Source organism: Leptothermofonsia sp. ETS-13 (assembly GCF_049200465.1).
In the GTDB taxonomy this organism is placed as follows: domain Bacteria; phylum Cyanobacteriota; class Cyanobacteriia; order Leptolyngbyales; family Leptolyngbyaceae; genus Leptothermofonsia.
Genome location: NZ_CP120836.1, coordinates 2,788,740 through 2,807,737, shown reverse-complemented (window position 1 = coordinate 2,807,737; position 18,998 = coordinate 2,788,740). Strand labels below are relative to the sequence as shown.

Sequence of the window (18,998 nt, the reverse complement as noted above, 5' to 3'; positions counted from 1 at the left end):
GAAAGATTCTCGGGTCGTGAATCAGAGAAATGTGGGATCATAACTTACCAAAGTTTTCAGGTTTGATTGACTCAAATCTGAAGACAGGCAAATGAAGGTCGTCTGGTAATTGTTACAAATTTTCCCACACTGCTTTGATGCACTACCGAGTACCGTAGTATAAAAAGTGCAGTAACAGTATATCTGTTCTACTGAGTTGCCGACCAAGCTCAGCGACCGCCGCCGGAAACGCCCGGTCGGCTGCAACAGTCGCTGCCACATTACCCGAACCGTCCGACTGAAAAGCGGGGCGGCGGTTCGCTGCGGCGCCCTTGTTAGGCCATGTCGTCATACACTCTCAATAGCAGAGTCGAAGCTCTGCGCCAACGCCAGAAACTCACGCCCCCAACCGCTGCTCTGAGCAACCTCTTGAATGTTCCCAGTCGGCGCGAACAACAAGGTGAGGTCCATCCGTGTCGGCATATCGCCCGTCTCGATACGAGTGATGAAGCTGTCCATCTGCCGCAAAGCATCGTCGCGACTATTCCAAGAAGACCAGACAAAATCATTTCCGGGACGAGCTAGAAACTCGCGAACCTCGCGAAGCACGTTAATCAGTCTGCTGTGCGTGGCTGAAGGCATGGCGTGTGAAGTGACCTAATAAGATAGATACACAGAATTTTGCTGTATATCCAGCCTATTTGAGGGAGATATCCAGCAAGGCTGCTGTTGATCTACCAGTTTTGGGGAAATATACAGTAGGCAATCTGTTTATTTACCCTATAGGGGGAGATATACTGATAAAGTTTGTCTAATAAATTGTTAGACACCTCAAGTTTCCTGTTGGGGCGGTACTTAAAGCTTATCTGTGGGCATCATAGGTTTCGTTGATCATTCTGAGGCAACACATGGGCGGACCTAAATTTGTTCGGTTCTTTTCACCAGTGATTGAAGCTCTGAAAGAATTGGGTGGTTCAGGTCGTCCTGTAGAGGTAAGAGATGTAATTGCAAGGCAATTGAATATCTCTGAGCAAGAGAGAACTGATTTACTGGATGGGGGTGCGCCACGTTTTGATAACGAAGTGGCGTGGGCAAGGTTTTATCTGGTTAAGGCTGGGCTAGTCGACTCCTCAAGGCGAGGTGTTTGGAGTTTTAGTGACAAAGGGAGAGCGATCGAGTCGTTGTCCTATGATGAAGCTTTCAATATTTTCAAACAAGTCCATTCAGAGTTTCAGGGAGAACGAGATTCTGATGCAGTAGAATCACAACCTGAAGAGACAATCGGAGAAACGATCGCGCCAAACGATACAGTAGTTAATGATGATTCTTCATACCGTAAAAAATTGCTTGAAATATTGACATCCCTTCCACCCTCTGGTTTTGAGCGTTTATGCCAGCGACTATTGCGAGAGTCTGGGTTTGAACAGGTTGTTGTTACAGGGCGATCGGGTGATGGTGGGATTGACGGACAAGGCATTCTACAAGTCAACCCATTTGTCAGTTTTAAGGTTTTGTTTCAATGCAAACGGTACACAGGGTTAGTAACAGTATCACAAGTTAGGGACTTTCGTGGAGCAATGATGGGGCGTGCAGATAAGGGAATTATTCTCACAACTGGGACGTTTACATCAGATGCTCAAAAAGAAGCTGTGCGCGATGGTGTACCCCCTATTGAGTTAGTGCATGGCGAAAAACTGCTTGATATGTTTGAGCGTTTAGAGCTTGGGTTAACTCCCCGTACAACCTATGATGTTGATCATCACTTTTTCCAAGAGTTTCAGTCGTAGAGAGTTGGCGGTGTCTAACAATTCGGGTGCAGCGGATTGACCGAAGCCGCTTGGGTGAGATGCAAAGTTCTCGACAACCGCTGACCCGAACCGTTAGGTAACCAAATACTCTCTGTCCAGAAAGGACTTTCTTTAAGAAAAAAATTGAAGTGTATGTAGTACTAGAACAAAAGTCTTCCATAGTGAAAATTCTGTATGGTGAAAATTTACATAGACACAAATATATTCATTGGGTTTTACCAATCCTCAAATGATCCAATTAATATTCTTGATGAAATTGGAAAATATTCTCAATATCTAGTTACCACATCTCAAACGATCAATGAGTTTCATCGCAATTGTATAGGGGTACTAAATAAACTCATTAAAAATTTTTAGGATTCTGTAAATTTTCAGGATTCTGTTAAGTTCAATCCTTTTTGCACCTCTTTAATTAAACATTTACCTGAGTTCAATGACCTCACCACAAAGTGTAAAGAGGCTCGAGAAAAATCTCAACTAGTGATCCAGAAGTTAGAGACTGCAAAAAAGCGTAATGAAGATCCTGTCGCTCAAAAGTTTGATGCAATCTTTAATCACCCTTCCACTACAAATATAGTTCTGACAGACGCTTTGATTAATAAGGCTTACCAAAGGAAGCTTTTAGGCAATCCACTTACATCAGACGGTAAAATTACTATCGGGGATGAGGTTATATGGGAATCGCTTCTTTCTAGAGTTAGGGAAGACAGTAATGTTCTAGACATGGGGATAGGAATCAGGGAGAATAGGAGCACTCGAACCCGTTAAATTCTCCCAAACAACTACGACGGTACTTGAACCTGTGCATTGCCCCACCTGTGAGAGCACGAATGCGGACTACAACCTTGTTCGAGAAACAATAAGAACTCAAGGATTTTCAAGTCTTAGCGGCAAAATGGGCAAACTTGTGCAGCCAAGAACAAAGGGGCAAGGTCACGGAAGCACCTCTCGCGCTTTCTATGCTCGCACAGGGTTCGTCGCACACATTTTGGGAGAGGGCTACTCGATTCCTTTATCCGTTAAACCAGAATAAATTTTTTCTGGATAATTTTGTGCTGGTTACAGCCTGTGTATTCAACAGGCAACTCCCCGTTTGTGCCTCAACAGGTAACTTGAGCTGCCTAACGCTTGTGGTCACCCGGCCCGCGCGGACGATTGTCCATCCCAAAGCGCTCGGCTCGCGGGCTCGGGTGCACCACTTGGTTCGCCATTCTTCGGCAGAACAGGTCGGCTGGCAGCGGTGTAATCAGTTTTGATTCAGTAACTCAAGAGTTCGTCGATCACTCTTTCCATCAAAGTACTTGTCAATGATCTTTTGGAATACGGAATTGGCATTTGAAACCTGAGCAAAAAGCGTCGCGCAAGATCGGAGCTTCATGTCATCCGGTGTGCCAAAAAATCTCAGTTGCAGATCGTCCGTCGACGGCCAGCGCGGCATCGCAAATTGTGATCAGGCGTGGCCCAAGCACATCATGTGTGAGATAAGCATAGGCCTCATCTAAACCCGTGATGCCGTATTTCTTGGCCATCGAACTGTGACCCAGACCGCGAAGCTGAGGGAAGATGTACCACATCCAGTGTGACGCTTTACGCCCGCTCTTGATCTCCGACAATGCGGTATGAAAGGTACCGTCCTGGGCCAGAACGAAACGAGCGAGATCAAAATGGTCGTTAGTGTGTGTGTTGTGCATCAAAGGTTTCTGGCGAACAATTTATTATACAAACTTTATCAGTATATCTCCCCCTATAGGGTAGATAAACAGATTGCCTACTGTATATTTCCCCAAAACTGGTAGATCAACAGCAGCCTTGCTGGATATCTCCCCCAAATGGGCTGGATATACAGCAAAATTCTGTGTATCTATCTTAGTAACTCAGTAGAACAGACATACTGTTGCTACACTTTTTTTATACTACGGTACTCGGTAGTGCATCAAAGTAGTGTGGGAAAATTTGTAACAATTGCCAGACGACCTTCATTTGCCTGTCTTCAGATTTGAGTCAATCAAACCTGAAAATCTTGGTAAGTTATGAGCCCACATTTCTCTGATTCACGACCGTACTTTTCCTGCTTTCAAAGATACAAGCGAGGCGGATGAACTCTGGAAACTGCGGAGTCCAGTTGAGAGGGCTAGCAAGGTAATGATGTGTGGCTAGCGCTGTACATCATTATCTACTCAAAAACCATTACGATTTGGGTACCACCCCGGAACAAACTGATTACGCTTAAAACTATGTGAAATTAATCCGATCAAGCAGGGCAGGACAGTCCGATTTATTCGGCTCACGGAGATAGACACGATGGACAACCATTTTCTGAAATGAGACACGCCAAAATCACCACTGGAGTAGTTAACCCTAATTGGCTCAAAGCTGTTCTGGATCAATGACCAGTTCTCGGAGCCTGGCAAAGGCCCGATCGCGCTCTTCTTTTATCCGATCACGTTCTTCAATGAATGCATCAGGATTTTTGAACAGTTCACCATCTGGATAAAATACCATTAACCCGTCTTCAGCCAGTTCAAACCGGATCCCCAAAGTTGGAGAAGTCCAGGGAAAGTTGATGGCAGTAATTGGCAAAAAATCTTGATTAGCACGGCTCCGCACCAGTCCCCAAAAGTCATGGGAATCAGGGTCGTAAAGAACATTTCTAAAACGCCATGCTCTTTGTAGAAAGATTGTTTGGCGAGCATTGCAGCGCTAGTTTGCGTTTGTGCGTTCTAAAACGTACTGCTGAAAGAACTGCTTCATTTGTGGACTAGATTCGCAATCAAATCCCATTCGTTTTCCCTTTTCCATAGTAGCTTCAGCACTCAAGCCTTCACAGGTGGCAGCATACATCAGCGCCATTGCTCCGGAGCGCAGTCCACTTTTGCAGTGGGTCAACAGCGGCTTGGGCAGCTGGTCAATCTGGTTCATGATTTGATCGGTCTGCTCTTGACTGAGCGCGTCGGGACGCACAGGTAAGTTGACATACTGGAGTCCGGCGGCTTCAGCCTGCTGCTGTTCGTCGCTCAGCGCCCCCTCTTCCTGGGGCGATCGCAAGTTCAGGACCGACTTGTAGCCTTCCTGTGCCGCCTGTTGCAGATCGTCAGGGGTTGGTTGCCCCATTGCTATGGCAATATCGTCGTTGATTGACTTAATGTCATTCATTCATTCTGATTCAATCTATTCTTGATCAACTATTCTACCAACTAGTAATATGGTATCGATGACAATTACCTGATCAATCTAACTTTCGTAGGATTGTTGACCTTGCATCAGGAAGGATTACTTCAACTAGGGTTGCTCTACTGCTGATTCACGTTTGTGGGGCATGATAGACAACACGAATCGTCTCTTGAGTAACCAGCCCCACTGCAACCATTTCTTGCACCGATGAAAGAAATTGGGCGATCGCCTCTTCTCGATCAATCAGTGTAACTATGATTGGCAAATCCGCTAGCTCCATAATTCGCGCAGTGTGAATTCGGTGGTGCTGGCGAACACCAAATCCTTCTATGCCTCTAGTCACCGTAGCTCCGGCAAGTCCCTGCTTTCGAGCTTCTTCTACCAGTGCTGTAAAAAGCGGTTTACCATGCCATTGATCGCTCTCGTTAATATAGATTGTTAGCTTTTCCCAATAGCTCATGGTAGCCTCCTCGCTAAAAAAATTCCCAATTCCAAACACAGCACTCCCAGAGTGGCAGTGCAAACCCAATACAATGCTGTGATCTCCCAATGCCCACTGGCAAGCAGTTTTTCAGCATCCAGTTCATAAGTGGAGAAGGTTGTGTACGATCCTAAAAAGCCGACTGCAACCAAAACACGCAAATCCGGAGACACCTCGATTCGCTCAATGACGAGCGTGGTGAAAAAGCCCATCAAGAATGCTCCTGAAAGGTTTATCAATAACGTGCTGTAGGGAAAGGTCGTTCCAAACCATTGATTGCAGCCGAGGGTGAGATAGTAGCGACACAAGGCTCCCGCGATGGCCCCAAGGCTAACTGCCAACGGCAGCCTGATCTGAGGATTGTGAGTGCGTAATAAAGAGAAAATAGCGGCTAAACCTTTGCCAGATGGATGGGATTGCTTGGGCATCTGCATCTCCAACTAGCTGAATAGTTGAGCTAGACGGATACCGATTTCCAGGCAAACCCCTCCCAGCACCACACTGCCTGCCCAATAAACAAGAGTCAGCGATCGATTACCCGTTCGCCGCAGATTAGCAGTGTCTAGAGCATAGGTGGAAAAGGTAGTATACGACCCTAGAAACCCAGTGGTTATCAGAAACTGCAACTCTGACGAGGGGATGACGCGCTTGATCGCTAAGGCAGCGAAAAAGCCCATCAACAGAGAGCCTGACAGATTAATCAAAAACGTACCAACGGGAAAACTGACTCCCAACCACCGGGCACACAGGAGCGTGAGATAGTACCGACCTAATGCTCCGGGGATTGCCCCTATGCCAACTGCTATTGGTACACTTAGCCCATCTGGTAAGAGCAACAACAGCTCAATCGAATAAACTGGGTGCAGTGAAATAACAACCATCTAAATCTCCTAAATTGGCACCAGTTGCCATTTTCCCAGTGCTTTAGGAGAAGGTAAGTGTTTTCAACCTCACAGCCCCTACTCCCCTGAAGCGATCCTGGAAAGTAGGAGCCATCATCCATTGACATTGGCAACCTGTTGAAGGTGTATCAATCTCTAATGGCGGTTTTGGCAGGCTCCATTGCCATAATCTAGTTCATAATCTAGTTATACCTCTAAACCCTAATTCATGACAAAAACCCTCTTCTACTCGGTGCGAAGAGGGCTAAATTGCTGGAAGGTTAACTGCATAGAGCAGATTAGTGACAATCTCTATCGAGCCGCAATTGCCACTTTGCCGCATTCCTGATTGGCTGGCACTGCTTCCATAATTTTCTTGGGATTGGGCAGGTTGAGGTTTGCCATCAGGTCAATAAAGCTCTCCCGTGTTTGCCCCACAAAGCGAGGATTCCACTGCTTTTCTTCGCCAATCGTAGACACCGTTTCGCCCTTATAGTCATGTCCTGGATATACCAGCGTTTCATCCGGTAAAGTAAACAGGCGCTGGGTGATGGCATCGTACATTGCCCCGGCATTGCCGCTTTGAAAGTCGGTGCGTCCACAGCCGCGAATCAAGAGGGAATCCCCCGTCAATAGATGTGTCCCATTGACCAAATACGCGACATGGCTGTCAGTGTGACCTGGAGTCGCGATCGCCTCAATCCGAAGTGAACCCAGTTGCAACACCTCACCGTCCCGCATTACGCGATCAGCACAGACCGCTTGGGCACCCGCAGGAACAATCCCCAAACATCCTGTAGCATCCCGCAGTTTGCCCGTACCCGTAATATGGTCAGCATGAATGTGGGTTTCCAAACAATAGCGCAGGGTCAAGCCCAATTCTTTCAAGATACGCAGATCACGCTCCACTTGTTCAGCCACAGGATCGACCAGGATAGCTTCCTTGGTGCCTGGATCAGCAATCAGATAGGTATAAGTCCAGGTAGCTTCATCAAAAAGTTGGCGAAATAACATGATTAGAGTCCTCCTTTCGTTGAAGAGTGAACAGGTTGAGAAACGCAATGCCGCAATCCCTAATTCCGTAAAACAATCGGCTAAATCAATTGGCAATGAGGTGAGAGAGGAAGGCAACCCTTCCTTCTTATGTAATTATATCACTATATAGTGATATTTTATGCTTTTGATTATAGCTGAGTTTTTGACCTCAGCCGTCATCGCTATTCTGTGAGATTCATCTGCCCACGGTAGCCTGTGATCAATCGGCTGCCGTCTTTGAAAATGTGAATTTCCATTTGATCGCTGGCCCAGTTGAGGCGATCGTGAAAGGCGGGATTGAATACATGCACTCGTTGATTGCGCGAAGACACTAGGGAATCTGGCGTATGCACTGCCAGCGATTCGACATAGGGACCATCCACCAAAATATCTAACTCATCCAGCAGTGCCTGTGCGCCGGTTGGGGCATCGGATCTTTGAAGTTCCTCTAGGGTGAATCCGGTAAATGACATGACGCTCAGCCCCCGTGCTTTGGCTTGATGGGCAAGTTGTGCTAAAGCAGGTGCTTGCCAAAACGGTTCTCCACCTGAAAAGGTCACTCCTTCGTTGCGTGGATTTGCCAAAATTTTCGCTAGCAGCTGATCAATACGGATGAGTTGATTCGGCTCAAACGACCAAGACGCAGGGTTAAAGCATCCCGGACATTGCCGTAAACAGCCCTGTACCCAAATCACCGCACGGCAGCCAGGGCCATTCACTTCTGATTCATCCACATACCCCATGATGTTGAGATGATCCGGTGGAATTTCCATCAGTCTCAGCGCGGCCCTTTCCTGAGAATTCGGCATCATTGCTACTCCTTTACGCTTGCATGGAAGGGATGAGTTGGTGCTGAGGATAGCGAGTCGGAATTCCTATTGCAGCTTGAATGCGATCGCGAAAAATCTGCAATTGTTCTACACTCACAGGTTTGAGGGAACGTACAGGGTAAGGTCGAGATCCTGGAGTGTGGTTGCCCCGGGCATCGAGTTCGTGACGAGTCGGTTTAGGACGAGTGGGTGTGTTGAGTTGAATTTCATTGGGTAACAGTCTTTGCATCAGCGTAATGTAATCGGCTTGTTGCTGATCGCTCCACGCCGAAAGTACCATTGTTTGGATCGATAAGATGCCCGAATATTGTTGCCGAAACTGCCACAGACCTGCCCAGAGTTGTCCAAGTTCCAAGTCTTCGAGGGGTCGGTTAATGTGTTGAAAGGAGTTGGGGGCGATCGCATCCAGCTTGACCGCAACGTGATCGGCAATAGTCAATTCAGCCCGAACGTTTGGATCGCTCAGTAAACTACCATTGGTCAAAACAGCCACTGGCTTCGCGGCGATCGTTTTAGCGACGGTTAGAATATCTGCCAAATTTTGAGCCAGTGTGGGTTCGCCACTGCCGCTGACGGTGACAATCTCTACGTCCCAAGGCGCAAAAAGGTTGTAGATCTTGTTGGATTTGTTCAGTTGAAATGAAAACTTGTCGAGTTGTGGTCTGACATTCAATTTCGCCAAGCTGACAGTAAACACAGTTGAATGAACAGTTTGAAACCGCGCCAATTGGATCAATTCCCAAAGATTGCCCAAATCGCCAAGACTTTACGGGTCCATAGATAGAGTTAAAGAAACGTTTGTTGTGCAGCATTATTCATTTTTAATCGCTTTGTTCACGATTTTTCACGCTCAGAAGACATCAATATCATTGATTCAGCTATTAGAGGGCAAGCTGCTTGCAAGGCTCACATTGATGCATCACTGCAAACGATCGAACAAAGGGGACTGCCATCAATGGGTTTTTTGATCATGGCTTGATAGTCGCCAACTTTGAATTTGAGTTTGCCAGTTAGATACGCTAAGCTTAATCCCATCATGTCAATGCCTTGCTGCATCCAACACCGCCACTGCTGAGGCGTTGCCCGCAAATCCCAGTTCAAACTTTGCCCAGTGTACTTTTCAGCAGTCATGACTTGACCCTGCACTACAGTGAGAACACCTCTCGGCTGCGGTTCGTCAGGGAATCCATATCCAATCACAGAATTAAACTCAATTTTGGCTAAGGCATTTACCAGTGCTACGTCAGCATTCCAAGCTGCTTGATAAGCACGCATCCATTCGGGGGAAAAGAGTTCTGACATTACTTGTACTCCGAATCTTGAGATAAAGGTTTGAGATTTGAAGCGCGTTCAACCTTCCTGAACATTTAGAGAATTAGAAGAAGTAAAACTGCATTTAGCGAACTGAATTACGTCGGTTGCCGCCTCCAGTCGCTTGTCGGTCAAGGCAGCGCTGAAACGCAGGCAGGTGGTTTTCCTGAGAAACATGACGAAGTTGGGTGAATGCTGCTCGCAAATCCGGTTCTTTGACAAACGTTAGAAAGTGATCGTACATCTCAACGTTGGCAATTTCTGCGGTAACACCCATTTGACAGGCGGCTTCGAGGGTTTCAGGCGCTTCAACTGCTCCCGCAAACTTGTCTTCTGGAATCGGCAATCCATAGCGAGTAAACAAGTCATTCCAGAGCATGACATGACGATCTTCAGCAGTCACGATATTGCTAAATGGACGCACTCTACCAAATTTATTAATGACAGCTGCATAGAGCGTACGAGCTTGATACTCGTCGTTGATTGCATCAATCATGGCTTGCTGGGTAGGTTTGTCCAGTGATGTAGACGCTGAGCCAATTGCAGTCTGGAACATTGGGGAGAACAGAGCCAGCGTTGTTGTGCAAGCTCCTGCGATTGCCCATCGTTGGCGAGAACGAATTCGATTGGCTTTATGGTAGTGATTCATCAATTTTTTCCTTTAGATATGTGATTAGTCACGAATAAGTTATGACTGTATGATGAGCGATCGCCACTCTTCGATCAGCGATGGTGAAACATTCAGCGTAATGCTGGCTTGACCAAGGCTAGGAATTTCCAGCCGCAAGGGAACCACAGGGTCTAATTGCATCAAAATTGGCTGCAAATCATACTGAGCAACGTTCGGTTCTGGAGTCGCAGAATCTGTAAAGATCTGCTGTGACACATCATTGGCTGTCCAAGTTTTTCCCAGTGAATTGATCAATTTGAGCGGACGAGTATGATCTACTTCTGCGATGCCAGGAAAACCGACAAGGCGTAAATAAATACTTTCTGTACCGTCCAATCGCACTCGCTTAAAGGCGATCACCTGCCAAATATTCCCCTGCCGATCCTTCAGCGTTTGGCGAGACTGATATACCATTTGTCCGGGTGATTCTTCTAGTTGGCGAATGGCAGCCTGAGCTGGGTGAACTATAACCCCTACATTGAGTACCCATGCCAGAATCCCAGGAATCAGAATGAGCAAAATCAACTGGCGTAGTGAAATCATTTTCATCATTGAAACCAACCTTAGGATGATGAATTGACTGCATCTTGAATCGCTTGTTTCACATTATCGGGAATAAATACGGCATACATTCCACGCAGATCACCGACATGAAAGTTGTAGGCTAAATCTTGCGGATAGTTGTCTTTGACAAACTGAGGGCGATTCTCTTTTAATCCATGACAGGCCAAACAGCTTGCTTCCACGTCAATGCGGCGGTAATAGCGAGTTCCTAGTTGCCCATCGATCGTTTCTCGATCCCAAAATCCAACAAGATTGGGTTCGCGTTCAAATTTTGCTAAGGCAATCTGAGCCTGTAAGTGATCCGGTGCATGGGCGGGGTTGCGATATTTCTTGGCGATTTGCTTCACCTGCCAGCCATTCTCCTGACTCAGTTGCATGGCTCGCATCCCCACTGGGCGGCAAACTTCCTTCATGGTTTGCATCGTGGGTTCTTCTGTGCGCCCCTCCAAGGAAGACGCTAATCCAGAGCGCATTGCATCCAAATTTTCAATTTCCTGAACCGCACGTGATAATTCACTCGGATTGGGAATGTTGGGAGCGGCTAATGCTATGACAGGTTTCCAACTGACTAGCAACAGACTGAAACTGATCATGACAACCAGTTTGAAACCAAGGCTGATCACACGCTGATGGAAGTTCTGCATTAATCTCTGAATCGGCTTTAACATCATAAGGTTCTCCTGACTCATTTCCTGATTCATTACAAGCAGTTTTGGTACAACGCCAACAGCTTAGAATTTGCGGATCGATCACGCGATAGTAGTGGTAGTAGCTACGTTGTTCGCAGGCGATCGCCCCAATTTCACGCAGCACCCGCAGATGTTTGGAGACGTTAGATTGTTTGCAGCCTGTGCGATCGCAAATGTCTTGCACACTTAATTCCTGTTCCCCTAAGACCGCCAGAATTTGTAGACGAGTTGGGTCAGACATCATCCGAAACCGATCCGCCATGTGTTCCAGTCGTTTTAAGTTCGTTGTCCAGTCCATTAAGATGTCCTCAACAGGGGGTTCCATACGGGCAATCGGTTGATGATGATTTTGCCAGGGGTTCCACCAGCGATAAGCCAACCCCTTTCAGGGCAAGCCGTTCAAGCCAGGGAACGGCTGTACCCAAACGCATTTTGGCAAGGAAATACTGCTCAAATGCGGTTTTTGCCCAACCCACCCAGGCTCCTTGCAGCGCGATCGCCCGTCGCCGGTTGCCGGTTGCCGGATCAGGCAAAACAGGGTCTGCCAGAAACAAAATGCCAGTATTGCCAAAATCTGCAAAGCAGATAGCTTCCAGCGTGGGTGTGACCGGATGAGCAGACATTTCACCGAGGGCGATCGCAATGTTGTGCGCCACGGCCATGCCCATCGCTTCTGTCATCTGCCCCGTTTTTGGCACTCCCACTGGCAGCGGCGTGGCTTCCGGTGGATGAAGCTGGACAATCACACCCACAGCATAGATGGAAGAATAGTTAGGGTGCTGATAGGTGGGCAACACCGGAATAAAGCCATTTGCATCGGTCAGACCTGGAACGTCCTGCAAAAATTGGGGACCACGAAAGGCAGGTAATAGCATGGAGTAGGCAAAGGGAAGCGATCGTCCATCAGCAAGCCGGATCTGGTCAGGCTCCACCGCTGTCACCGCCGTATTCTCGATGACTTCCACCCCCCGCGCTGCCATCAAGGTAGTCACTAGGTTCGCCGAATTTGCCATACTACCAATGCCTAAGTGACCTGCATAGGGTTCTGGTGTCACAAAGGTGATTGGGACTTGATCTCGCAAGCCTCGTTTTCGCAATTCGCGGTCCGCTAACAGCGCGAACTCATAAGCTGGCCCAAAACAACTTGCTCCCGGAACCGCGCCCACAACCAACGGCCCTGGCTGTGCTAAAAACTGTTGCCATGCTTGCTGGGCTAATCGCGCATGATGGGGGTTACATACCGATTGGGTGTAGCCATTATCTGGGCCTAGACCTGGTACCGCGTCTAAATCAAGTTCTGCTCCGGTTGCAATCACCAAGTAGTCGTAGAAAAGCGGCGCTTGATTCACAACCACCTGTCGGTTGTCTGGATCGATCCCTTCAACTCGCCCTTGCACCCAATGAATGCCACGCGGTTCAAGTCGGTTGAGCAACTTCACCTGAACTGACTCCAGGGCTGTTAACCCTAAAGCCACCCAGGGCAGCGAGGGAAGAAACGTAAACTGGGGAGTATCAGATATTAAGGTAATTTGATGCTGATGGGGGAGAAGATGCCGAAGTTCGTAGGCAGTTGGCAGACCACCCAATCCTGCGCCAATCACAACGATGTGAGCCATGTGAGGAGCCTCCAAAAGTCTGCAATCCAGTCGGTCGAAGCTTTCAATCCTGCTCAGATTGCAGAGACATATAAGAATTTATTGAATCCTGAGGTCGGGACGAACAACTTTTTATTTATTGTATAACTATATAGTGGTATAAATTCCCCGTCAAGCCCTAAGTTAGTAAATGAATTGACACAGCCGATCGCGTCATTGCCCAAAGGGCAATTTTAGGCAGGAACTCTGGAGATTCCCACCTGAAAACGCTTAACCCAAAGACAGTAACCTAAAAATGACTTGCGTTTAAATAATTTTGGCACCAAAGTTCTCGGCTTGCTGACGAAAGACAGAGAGCAGGTCTTTCCCAGTCATCACCTGGAGAATGCCAGGATAGTTTTCAATCTTATAAGGCAAAGCAAGTGCCCCTGCTCCAGGACTTTTATCTAACACAATTGTTTGTAAGCCTGCTCGTGAAGCATAGAGAGCAGCACTAAGTCCAGCAGGTCCGCCCCCAATAATAGCTACATCGTAAAGATTATCTGCAAGAGCATCTGAGGTTGAATGCAAGAGCATCTGAGGTTGAATGGATTAGAGGCTGTGTAAACATTATCAAAACCTCTCTAAAAAAATATGTGTAGATAGGCATTCTTCACTATGCAATCATTGCCAACCTATTTGAGCCTGCTCTAGCACATAAGCCGCAACGTCTTCAATTTGTGTTTCAGATAGTTTTTCTTTAAAGGCTGGCATCGCATTCATCCCTGCTTTGACCTGCGCGGCGATCGCCTCTACTGAATCTTTTCCATACTTTTCGAGAGCAGCTTTGTCCAGGGTTTTATCGGCTGCAATGATGTTTTTGCCACCTCGATGACACATAGCACAGTTCGTTTGAAACACCTTCGCCCCATTTTGTAAATCGGCTGCACTTGCCGGTAGACTCGCGATCGGAACAAGGAAGAGTAACCCTTGGAAGACCAGAACACCAAGAAACAATATTGCAACAATAAGTAGTTTTTTCATCGCAATGCACTCCAGCCATTACAACTTGATGACCTTCAGCATCCTAATTTGAATGCTCTAATTCCTGATGATGACTCGAGTTCACACTGTACTGTTTGTCATCATCTGGCTTACAATCTTTTTGCACAATTTGCACTCCTGTCACCGCTTGCCAACCAAACAATCCCAATAAAATCAGGTTGAGCATAACATGAACACTGCGAACCCAGTCATGCTTTTGCATAAAGGGAACCAATGCCGCAGACGTAGAAATCAAGCCGACAATTCCCAAACCTGCAAACAAATGGGGACTAATTACAACCTTGCCGTTGTTCAGGTAGGTCACTGTAATACCACCGATCGCCCCTAGAACCAGCAATGCCAAGAGGATAGAGCCAATTTGATGATGACGAACCGCAAAGCGACCTTTGACCAACTCTTTCTTGCAATCGCCATCTGCTAGTCTCGTCCGTCGGACTTGTACACCTAGGTACAGGGCGTAGAGCGCAACACCAAACAAAACCCACATTGCCGCAGGATGAAAAAAGCTGAGATAAGGCTGAAAAGCTGCTAAACCCTCTAAACGCATCTGGGATAGCTCCAAAATATAAGCCCACACTTTTAATCTACTTTACTATTTCATGATCTACTTTACTATTTTATGACTAATCAGTTATATTATGAGTAGAGTTACAAAACGTTGCAAGGCTGCGGAGTCTGTCTCTGCAACTATTCGATGGCTTTTGTAATTTGCTTGATCTGTATTTGGAGATTTCAGCGATGAAAACGAATGTTGGCTTGCTTGATCGTCTGATCCGCTTGGTTTTAGCTTCAGTGCTGTTTTATCTAGGATTGTTTCTCTACAGTGGCACTACTTTGGGGATTGGGCTGGTGGTTGTAGGCAGTGTGTCTCTAGTCACAGCCCTGGTTGGCTTCTGCGGTCTTTATCGCCTTCTCGGAATTCACACAAACCAACCCAACGAACAACTTTAGTTTTACCCTAGTTTTACCCATTGTTTCACATCTTCAGACCATGCAAAAAGGAGGTTTCTAATGGACAACACTTTTCCTCTCGAAGAACTATCCTTATCACGGCGACAACTGCTTAACTTTCTCACTGGAGCAACGTTAGCCGTAACGTAGGTTCTGCACTTTAGTCGGTTGGTCAGTTCTTTATTCCACCCAAAGAAGACGCTGGGGTAGAGGGTGGCATCATTGCTAAAGACATTCTGGGGAATCCAATTCCCGCAAGCCAAATTTTGACAGAACCCCCCGGAACTCGTGCGCTGGTAGCAGGGTTAGCAGGTGAACCAACCTACCTTGTTGTCAAATACGATCAGTTGTCAAAGATGATCAAACGCTTGATTTTGTAGGGCTTGTGGATAATTGCACTCACTTGGGTTGCACCTTTCCCTGGAATGCAGTAGATCAACAGTTTCAATGCCCTTGTCATGGTTCTCTTTACGCGTCGGATGGAACAGTGATTCGAGGGCCAGCTCCCCCTACTCCTCAAGATTGTTCATGTCGCCGTGATGGACAATGATAGTATGTTTAATCTCCTCCTGGATGGAAGCCGATCCCCATACTGGCATCCCCATACTGGCAAAGAGCCTTGGTGGGCTTAATCATAAACGAGGTGTTCAATGGCTAAACTGACTCATTCTAAACTTGTTCATTCTGAGCCAACTATAACGGATCTGTCTCCCACAGAATTTGCTCAGTTGCCGAACCCACCCTTACTCATCGATGTTCGCAGTTCCCTAGAGTATTTCACAGGTCACGTGCCCAATGCTCGCAATTTAAGTCTGCCGAGAATTTTGATGGGCTTGAGCCTAACGCAGTGGTTTTTACCCCGATGGTTTCGGGAATTGTCAAAAGAGCAACCCATTGCAGTGATCTGCTTAACAGCGCATCGTAGCCCGATCGCAGCAAAGAAGCTTGCAGATGCAGGTTTCACCACAGTCTATAACATCACAGGCGGCATGATGGAATGGCGGCGATCGGGTCTAAAGACCGAATTGAAAACCCAAAAAAATTGATCTGTTCCTTGTTGAACTTGTTGGGACAGTAGATCAAATATTATGCAGATTCGACGAGGAAGACAACCTGCAAAAAATTAAGACTTGTCCCAAAAGGAGTTTTGCAACTACCCAATGCTGGCGTTTGGTACTTGTACTGGCGTGATCCCTACCATTTGTTACTGACAGTTTCTTGGTCTGGGTTTCTGCTGTTTATTGTGCTAACGTATGCCGCAATAAACGCTATTTTCGCCCTGGTCTACCTAACTGATGGAGAGGGTATTGCCAGCGCTCACGCTGGATCGTTTGGGGATGCGTTCTTCCTCAGTGTGCAAACGCTGGCATCAATCGGATACGGAAACTTATACCCTCAAATATACCCTCAAACTTTTTTTACCAATTTTTACCAATTACCAATTTTTACCAATGCTGTTGTCACCTTCGAAGCATTGATTGAGCTTTTGGGTTTCGCAGTCGTAACCAGACTGGCGTTTACGTGCTTTTCTCAATCTACTGCCCGTGTTCTCTTCAGTCGTTTTGCCGTTGTAACCTATTATAGCTCTACGCGGGTGCATTAGGACATTGGAATTAGAGAGGGAGTGGGGGGCTTCGCCCCCAGCCAGGGGGTTCCACCCCTGCACCCCGTCCTAACCACAATGACTACCGCTATACAACGGCATACCTATCCTGATGTTTCGTACAGCCAACCAACGAGACAATCAAAATTATAGAAGCCCAGATGTTATAAAAGCCCAGATGCGAGCATATCTCTTGCGAGATGGAATCAGTTTGGAAGATCAGTTTATGCGCTGCCTTTATCCCTTACGACTCTTACTCAGCCAAACGCCTAGCTTTGCACTAGCATGGACAGCGATTCATCCGATTGACACAGACAGCCCTCTACAAGGGCAAACCACAGACTCTTTAGTTCACCTCAAAGCCCAAATTGTTATTTCGTTGAGTAGCATTGATAAAATAGTGACTCAAGCAGTTCATGCTTGACATCTTTACCAAACACAAGAGATTTTATGGAATTACCAACTAGTGGACATTATTCACGAAACCAAATGTGGAGAACACTATATCGACTTTACTCATTTTCATGATGTTCTATTGATAGAACCCTGAGTTTGATTGAATATCAATAGCACTAGAGAGGAACTAATGTGGGGAAGTGTTGTTACAGCCTATTTGCATTATCTGAGCTTCATGCTGGCATTTGGAGCGTTGATTGTTGAAAGTCTGACGCTGAAGCAGGAGCTGAGGCTGAACGAAGCTTGGAAGATGGTTACAGCTGATGCTGTGTATGGGTTATCTGCTACAACAATTTTGGTTACAGGCATCTTAAGAGTCCTGTACTTTGGGAAAGGTACTGAATATTACCTCAGTAGTCCGGTCTTTTACACAAAGGTCGGAATTTTTGTAGTAGTGAGTTTGCTATCTCTTTATCCCACCTTTTCGTTTGTGTCTTGGGTAAAGCAGTTGCGGGAAGGCAAAAGCCCAAACCTTGAGTTATCGCAGGTACAGCAACTATCCTGGCTGATTCGAGGAGAGTTAATCGGATTGGGCATCATTCCTTTATTTGCAGCCATGCTAGCTAGAGGGGTCGGAGTAGATTGGGTAAACAGATAATTTAAGAATAGAATTAATGCCTAAATCCTAGGATAGAATTAATGCCTAAATCCTAGAAGTTGGACCACAGCACTCATTCCGTTGTGTAGCATCCCCTCGCGGATGAAGCGTACTTTTTCCTGAGCGATCGCCCATTCTAGTCCCATCAATTCAGTCTGTAGCTCAGTCAGGTTCATCATTAGCTCGGCAGTCGGTGGACCGCCAGTCTTGTATTGCAACTGTTGAGGCGTGTAGGCTTCTAAGACGAAGGCTCCGCCAGTTGCTAATCCTGCTACAGCAGCGCGGTGCAGAGGAACACGCACTTCCGGTGGTACATGAGCAAAGATGGAAATAATTCCCTGCCATTGGTTGGGCTGAATCATAAACTCACTTAAATCAGCACAACAGGTTTCGATACTGACACCTCGCCCAGCCGCCAATTGTCGTGCCTTCTGCAAGCCAACACTAGAGAAGTCAACCGCCGTTACTGAATAGCCTTTCTCTGCCAGGAAGACCGCGTTTCGTCCTTCTCCCTCTGCCAAACAGAGAATGCGCCCTGGCGGAATGCGATCAACAACGCTGATCAAGAAATCATTGGCAGTCGTGCCATAGATATAATCTTCTGCCTTGTAGCGTGTGTCCCACTGGTTCATGATCAACTAAGTCCTGACTGAATTAGGTCAACGCTTTCAGTGTACAGGTATAATTACGCATTGTCTTTTAATAACTATCTGGTTATATAATTATTTAATCTAGAAGAGGAGGCACTTTAATGACGACACTAGCCAAAGCTAGAAAACTGAAAGGCAAGCGTTCTCAATGGATCATGCTGGGATTCCTCCCATTAATTGCGATCGGGGGCTTATTCTATCCATTGCTGGGCTATTTGATGCCCTTGATGATGGCATTTCTGATTACAAACTCTTACTTTCACGCTCGCTATTGGTGCGGCAATCTCTGTCCCAGAGGAGCTTTTTTAGATATTGTCATGCCACACTTTACCTTCAATCGCCCCTGGCCACGCCTATTTAATCGGCGTTGGTTCCGCTGGGGGGTGTTCGGGTTATTTATGAGTGTCTTTATTTCCCGCATGATTGCAACAGGTGGTGACTTGCTGGCAATCGGGGGAGTATTTGTCAACATGTGTGTTGTCACCAGTTTAATTGCAATTCCTCTGGGAATTGCCACTCGTCCTCGCGCCTGGTGCTCTTTTTGCCCGATGGGAACGCTGCAAGAATCCCTCGGTAAGTTGGGGCAACGCCACACCCGCGCCAAACGAAAGGCATCCCAGCAAGCCCAGCTACCTGCAGCGACAGACTCAGCACCCACAAAACCTAACTCAAACCCGTAACC

The 18,998-nt window shown here is 46.8% G+C and carries 30 protein-coding genes and 1 riboswitch; of the genes, 9 read left to right on the top strand and 21 right to left on the bottom strand.

The window, feature by feature from the left end:
• Positions 1–142: 142 nt before the first annotated feature.
• Positions 143–331: a hypothetical protein gene (locus P4D80_RS12755; protein ID WP_421654366.1), complete on the bottom strand. Its 189-nt coding sequence runs from the start codon at positions 329–331 to the stop codon at positions 143–145.
• On the opposite strand from P4D80_RS12755, the gene P4D80_RS12750 reads away from it, so the two are divergent.
• Complete coding sequence (locus P4D80_RS12750; RefSeq protein WP_421654365.1) at positions 322–564, top strand: hypothetical protein; 243 nt, start codon at positions 322–324, stop codon at positions 562–564. The two genes, P4D80_RS12755 and P4D80_RS12750, sit on opposite strands and share 10 nt — an antisense overlap.
• A 323-nt stretch (positions 565–887) precedes the next feature.
• Positions 888–1,766: a restriction endonuclease gene (locus P4D80_RS12745; RefSeq protein ID WP_421654364.1), complete on the top strand. Its 879-nt coding sequence runs from the start codon at positions 888–890 to the stop codon at positions 1,764–1,766.
• Between the two features lie 1,267 nt (positions 1,767–3,033).
• Here the strand turns inward: P4D80_RS12745 and P4D80_RS12740 are convergent.
• The 19 genes from P4D80_RS12740 to P4D80_RS12650 form a co-directional block, all read right to left on the bottom strand.
• The gene (locus tag P4D80_RS12740; protein ID WP_421654363.1) at positions 3,034–3,165 is read right to left on the bottom strand and encodes a DUF1810 family protein; all 132 of its coding nucleotides are present in this window, start codon (positions 3,163–3,165) and stop codon (positions 3,034–3,036) included.
• A 1-nt stretch (position 3,166) separates the two neighbouring features.
• Complete coding sequence (locus tag P4D80_RS12735) at positions 3,167–3,478, bottom strand: DUF1810 domain-containing protein (protein WP_421654362.1); 312 nt, start codon at positions 3,476–3,478, stop codon at positions 3,167–3,169.
• A gap of 676 nt (positions 3,479–4,154) precedes the next feature.
• Positions 4,155–4,394 (bottom strand): hypothetical protein, encoded by a 240-nt coding sequence (locus P4D80_RS12730; RefSeq protein ID WP_421654361.1) that lies wholly within the window; start codon positions 4,392–4,394, stop codon positions 4,155–4,157.
• A 93-nt stretch (positions 4,395–4,487) separates the two neighbouring features.
• Positions 4,488–4,940, bottom strand: a complete 453-nt coding sequence (locus P4D80_RS12725) for a beta-lactamase hydrolase domain-containing protein (RefSeq protein ID WP_421654360.1) — start codon at positions 4,938–4,940, stop codon at positions 4,488–4,490.
• Positions 4,941–5,088: 148 nt separating this feature from the next.
• Positions 5,089–5,418 carry a DUF190 domain-containing protein gene (locus P4D80_RS12720; RefSeq protein WP_421654359.1) on the bottom strand — a complete coding sequence of 110 codons (330 nt, stop codon included), beginning with the start codon at positions 5,416–5,418 and terminating at the stop codon, positions 5,089–5,091.
• Positions 5,415–5,867, bottom strand: a complete 453-nt coding sequence (gene crcB / locus P4D80_RS12715; protein ID WP_421654358.1) for a fluoride efflux transporter CrcB — start codon at positions 5,865–5,867, stop codon at positions 5,415–5,417. The genes P4D80_RS12720 and crcB (P4D80_RS12715) overlap by 4 nt, the downstream gene beginning before the upstream one ends.
• A 12-nt stretch (positions 5,868–5,879) precedes the next feature.
• Positions 5,880–6,320: a fluoride efflux transporter CrcB gene (crcB, locus tag P4D80_RS12710; protein WP_421654357.1), complete on the bottom strand. Its 441-nt coding sequence runs from the start codon at positions 6,318–6,320 to the stop codon at positions 5,880–5,882.
• Between the two features lie 98 nt (positions 6,321–6,418).
• A riboswitch (Fluoride riboswitch) is annotated at positions 6,419–6,515 on the bottom strand.
• A gap of 117 nt (positions 6,516–6,632) precedes the next feature.
• Positions 6,633–7,334: an MBL fold metallo-hydrolase gene (locus P4D80_RS12705; RefSeq protein ID WP_421654356.1), complete on the bottom strand. Its 702-nt coding sequence runs from the start codon at positions 7,332–7,334 to the stop codon at positions 6,633–6,635.
• A gap of 203 nt (positions 7,335–7,537) precedes the next feature.
• A complete protein-coding gene (locus tag P4D80_RS12700) occupies positions 7,538–8,167 on the bottom strand; it encodes a 4Fe-4S single cluster domain-containing protein (protein ID WP_421654354.1) in 630 nt (209 codons plus the stop codon).
• A 10-nt stretch (positions 8,168–8,177) separates the two neighbouring features.
• Positions 8,178–8,867: a radical SAM protein gene (locus P4D80_RS12695; protein ID WP_421654353.1), complete on the bottom strand. Its 690-nt coding sequence runs from the start codon at positions 8,865–8,867 to the stop codon at positions 8,178–8,180.
• A 224-nt stretch (positions 8,868–9,091) separates the two neighbouring features.
• A complete protein-coding gene (locus tag P4D80_RS12690) occupies positions 9,092–9,487 on the bottom strand; it encodes a hypothetical protein (RefSeq protein ID WP_421654352.1) in 396 nt (131 codons plus the stop codon).
• A 94-nt stretch (positions 9,488–9,581) separates the two neighbouring features.
• On the bottom strand, positions 9,582–10,145 hold the full coding sequence (locus P4D80_RS12685) for a ferritin-like domain-containing protein (protein ID WP_421654351.1): 564 nt from the start codon (positions 10,143–10,145) through the stop codon (positions 9,582–9,584).
• Positions 10,146–10,184: 39 nt separating this feature from the next.
• Entirely contained in the window at positions 10,185–10,718 is a 534-nt protein-coding gene (locus P4D80_RS12680; RefSeq protein WP_421654350.1) for a DUF3122 domain-containing protein, read from the bottom strand.
• Between the two features lie 11 nt (positions 10,719–10,729).
• Entirely contained in the window at positions 10,730–11,323 is a 594-nt protein-coding gene (locus P4D80_RS12675) for a Tll0287-like domain-containing protein (RefSeq protein WP_421654349.1), read from the bottom strand.
• Complete coding sequence (locus P4D80_RS12670; protein WP_421654348.1) at positions 11,244–11,717, bottom strand: ArsR/SmtB family transcription factor; 474 nt, start codon at positions 11,715–11,717, stop codon at positions 11,244–11,246. The genes P4D80_RS12675 and P4D80_RS12670 overlap by 80 nt, the downstream gene beginning before the upstream one ends.
• A gap of 10 nt (positions 11,718–11,727) precedes the next feature.
• The gene (locus tag P4D80_RS12665) at positions 11,728–13,035 is read right to left on the bottom strand and encodes an NAD(P)/FAD-dependent oxidoreductase (RefSeq protein ID WP_421654347.1); all 1,308 of its coding nucleotides are present in this window, start codon (positions 13,033–13,035) and stop codon (positions 11,728–11,730) included.
• 285 nt (positions 13,036–13,320) lie between these two features.
• On the bottom strand, positions 13,321–13,584 hold the full coding sequence (locus P4D80_RS12660; protein WP_421654346.1) for an NAD(P)/FAD-dependent oxidoreductase: 264 nt from the start codon (positions 13,582–13,584) through the stop codon (positions 13,321–13,323).
• 93 nt (positions 13,585–13,677) lie between these two features.
• Complete coding sequence (gene petJ, locus P4D80_RS12655; protein WP_421654345.1) at positions 13,678–14,037, bottom strand: cytochrome c6 PetJ; 360 nt, start codon at positions 14,035–14,037, stop codon at positions 13,678–13,680.
• A gap of 43 nt (positions 14,038–14,080) precedes the next feature.
• Positions 14,081–14,605, bottom strand: coding sequence for a DUF4079 domain-containing protein (locus P4D80_RS12650; RefSeq protein ID WP_421654344.1), 525 nt, complete (start codon positions 14,603–14,605; stop codon positions 14,081–14,083).
• A 191-nt stretch (positions 14,606–14,796) separates the two neighbouring features.
• Here P4D80_RS12650 and P4D80_RS12645 point away from each other — a divergent pair, with 191 nt between their 5' ends.
• From P4D80_RS12645 to P4D80_RS12620, 6 genes are all read left to right on the top strand, one after another.
• Positions 14,797–15,009 (top strand): YgaP family membrane protein, encoded by a 213-nt coding sequence (locus P4D80_RS12645; RefSeq protein WP_421654343.1) that lies wholly within the window; start codon positions 14,797–14,799, stop codon positions 15,007–15,009.
• A 385-nt stretch (positions 15,010–15,394) separates the two neighbouring features.
• The gene (locus tag P4D80_RS12640; RefSeq protein WP_421654342.1) at positions 15,395–15,559 is read left to right on the top strand and encodes a Rieske 2Fe-2S domain-containing protein; all 165 of its coding nucleotides are present in this window, start codon (positions 15,395–15,397) and stop codon (positions 15,557–15,559) included.
• A gap of 100 nt (positions 15,560–15,659) precedes the next feature.
• Positions 15,660–16,055 (top strand): rhodanese-like domain-containing protein, encoded by a 396-nt coding sequence (locus P4D80_RS12635; protein WP_421654341.1) that lies wholly within the window; start codon positions 15,660–15,662, stop codon positions 16,053–16,055.
• 101 nt (positions 16,056–16,156) lie between these two features.
• On the top strand, positions 16,157–16,612 hold the full coding sequence (locus P4D80_RS12630) for a hypothetical protein (RefSeq protein ID WP_421654340.1): 456 nt from the start codon (positions 16,157–16,159) through the stop codon (positions 16,610–16,612).
• A 112-nt stretch (positions 16,613–16,724) separates the two neighbouring features.
• Positions 16,725–17,036, top strand: coding sequence for a hypothetical protein (locus tag P4D80_RS12625; RefSeq protein ID WP_421654339.1), 312 nt, complete (start codon positions 16,725–16,727; stop codon positions 17,034–17,036).
• A 162-nt stretch (positions 17,037–17,198) separates the two neighbouring features.
• A complete protein-coding gene (locus P4D80_RS12620; protein ID WP_421654338.1) occupies positions 17,199–17,666 on the top strand; it encodes a DUF2214 family protein in 468 nt (155 codons plus the stop codon).
• Positions 17,667–17,704: 38 nt separating this feature from the next.
• Here the strand turns inward: P4D80_RS12620 and P4D80_RS12615 are convergent, their stop codons facing one another.
• Positions 17,705–18,298, bottom strand: a complete 594-nt coding sequence (locus tag P4D80_RS12615) for a class I SAM-dependent methyltransferase (protein WP_421654337.1) — start codon at positions 18,296–18,298, stop codon at positions 17,705–17,707.
• A 119-nt stretch (positions 18,299–18,417) separates the two neighbouring features.
• Here P4D80_RS12615 and P4D80_RS12610 point away from each other — a divergent pair, with 119 nt between their 5' ends.
• Complete coding sequence (locus P4D80_RS12610) at positions 18,418–18,996, top strand: 4Fe-4S binding protein (protein ID WP_421654336.1); 579 nt, start codon at positions 18,418–18,420, stop codon at positions 18,994–18,996.
• Positions 18,997–18,998: the final 2 nt, after the last annotated feature.

What these genes read in the sequence shown, in the direction of transcription:
- P4D80_RS12750 (WP_421654365.1), top strand. Translation starts at nt 322, where the DNA reads ATGTCGTCATACACTCTCAATAGCAGAGTCGAAGCTCTGCGCCAACGC.
- P4D80_RS12755 (WP_421654366.1), bottom strand. Translation starts at nt 331, where the DNA reads ATGACGACATGGCCTAACAAGGGCGCCGCAGCGAACCGCCGCCCCGCT.
- P4D80_RS12745 (WP_421654364.1), top strand. Translation starts at nt 888, where the DNA reads ATGGGCGGACCTAAATTTGTTCGGTTCTTTTCACCAGTGATTGAAGCT.
- P4D80_RS12740 (WP_421654363.1), bottom strand. Translation starts at nt 3,165, where the DNA reads ATGAAGCTCCGATCTTGCGCGACGCTTTTTGCTCAGGTTTCAAATGCC.
- P4D80_RS12735 (WP_421654362.1), bottom strand. Translation starts at nt 3,478, where the DNA reads ATGCACAACACACACACTAACGACCATTTTGATCTCGCTCGTTTCGTT.
- P4D80_RS12725 (WP_421654360.1), bottom strand. Translation starts at nt 4,940, where the DNA reads ATGAATGACATTAAGTCAATCAACGACGATATTGCCATAGCAATGGGG.
- P4D80_RS12720 (WP_421654359.1), bottom strand. Translation starts at nt 5,418, where the DNA reads ATGAGCTATTGGGAAAAGCTAACAATCTATATTAACGAGAGCGATCAA.
- crcB (WP_421654358.1), bottom strand. Translation starts at nt 5,867, where the DNA reads ATGCCCAAGCAATCCCATCCATCTGGCAAAGGTTTAGCCGCTATTTTC.
- crcB (WP_421654357.1), bottom strand. Translation starts at nt 6,320, where the DNA reads ATGGTTGTTATTTCACTGCACCCAGTTTATTCGATTGAGCTGTTGTTG.
- P4D80_RS12705 (WP_421654356.1), bottom strand. Translation starts at nt 7,334, where the DNA reads ATGTTATTTCGCCAACTTTTTGATGAAGCTACCTGGACTTATACCTAT.
- P4D80_RS12700 (WP_421654354.1), bottom strand. Translation starts at nt 8,167, where the DNA reads ATGATGCCGAATTCTCAGGAAAGGGCCGCGCTGAGACTGATGGAAATT.
- P4D80_RS12690 (WP_421654352.1), bottom strand. Translation starts at nt 9,487, where the DNA reads ATGTCAGAACTCTTTTCCCCCGAATGGATGCGTGCTTATCAAGCAGCT.
- P4D80_RS12685 (WP_421654351.1), bottom strand. Translation starts at nt 10,145, where the DNA reads ATGAATCACTACCATAAAGCCAATCGAATTCGTTCTCGCCAACGATGG.
- P4D80_RS12680 (WP_421654350.1), bottom strand. Translation starts at nt 10,718, where the DNA reads ATGATGAAAATGATTTCACTACGCCAGTTGATTTTGCTCATTCTGATT.
- P4D80_RS12675 (WP_421654349.1), bottom strand. Translation starts at nt 11,323, where the DNA reads ATGATCAGTTTCAGTCTGTTGCTAGTCAGTTGGAAACCTGTCATAGCA.
- P4D80_RS12670 (WP_421654348.1), bottom strand. Translation starts at nt 11,717, where the DNA reads ATGGACTGGACAACGAACTTAAAACGACTGGAACACATGGCGGATCGG.
- P4D80_RS12665 (WP_421654347.1), bottom strand. Translation starts at nt 13,035, where the DNA reads ATGGCTCACATCGTTGTGATTGGCGCAGGATTGGGTGGTCTGCCAACT.
- petJ (WP_421654345.1), bottom strand. Translation starts at nt 14,037, where the DNA reads ATGAAAAAACTACTTATTGTTGCAATATTGTTTCTTGGTGTTCTGGTC.
- P4D80_RS12650 (WP_421654344.1), bottom strand. Translation starts at nt 14,605, where the DNA reads ATGCGTTTAGAGGGTTTAGCAGCTTTTCAGCCTTATCTCAGCTTTTTT.
- P4D80_RS12645 (WP_421654343.1), top strand. Translation starts at nt 14,797, where the DNA reads ATGAAAACGAATGTTGGCTTGCTTGATCGTCTGATCCGCTTGGTTTTA.
- P4D80_RS12635 (WP_421654341.1), top strand. Translation starts at nt 15,660, where the DNA reads ATGGCTAAACTGACTCATTCTAAACTTGTTCATTCTGAGCCAACTATA.
- P4D80_RS12625 (WP_421654339.1), top strand. Translation starts at nt 16,725, where the DNA reads ATGTTTCGTACAGCCAACCAACGAGACAATCAAAATTATAGAAGCCCA.
- P4D80_RS12620 (WP_421654338.1), top strand. Translation starts at nt 17,199, where the DNA reads ATGTGGGGAAGTGTTGTTACAGCCTATTTGCATTATCTGAGCTTCATG.
- P4D80_RS12615 (WP_421654337.1), bottom strand. Translation starts at nt 18,298, where the DNA reads ATGAACCAGTGGGACACACGCTACAAGGCAGAAGATTATATCTATGGC.
- P4D80_RS12610 (WP_421654336.1), top strand. Translation starts at nt 18,418, where the DNA reads ATGACGACACTAGCCAAAGCTAGAAAACTGAAAGGCAAGCGTTCTCAA.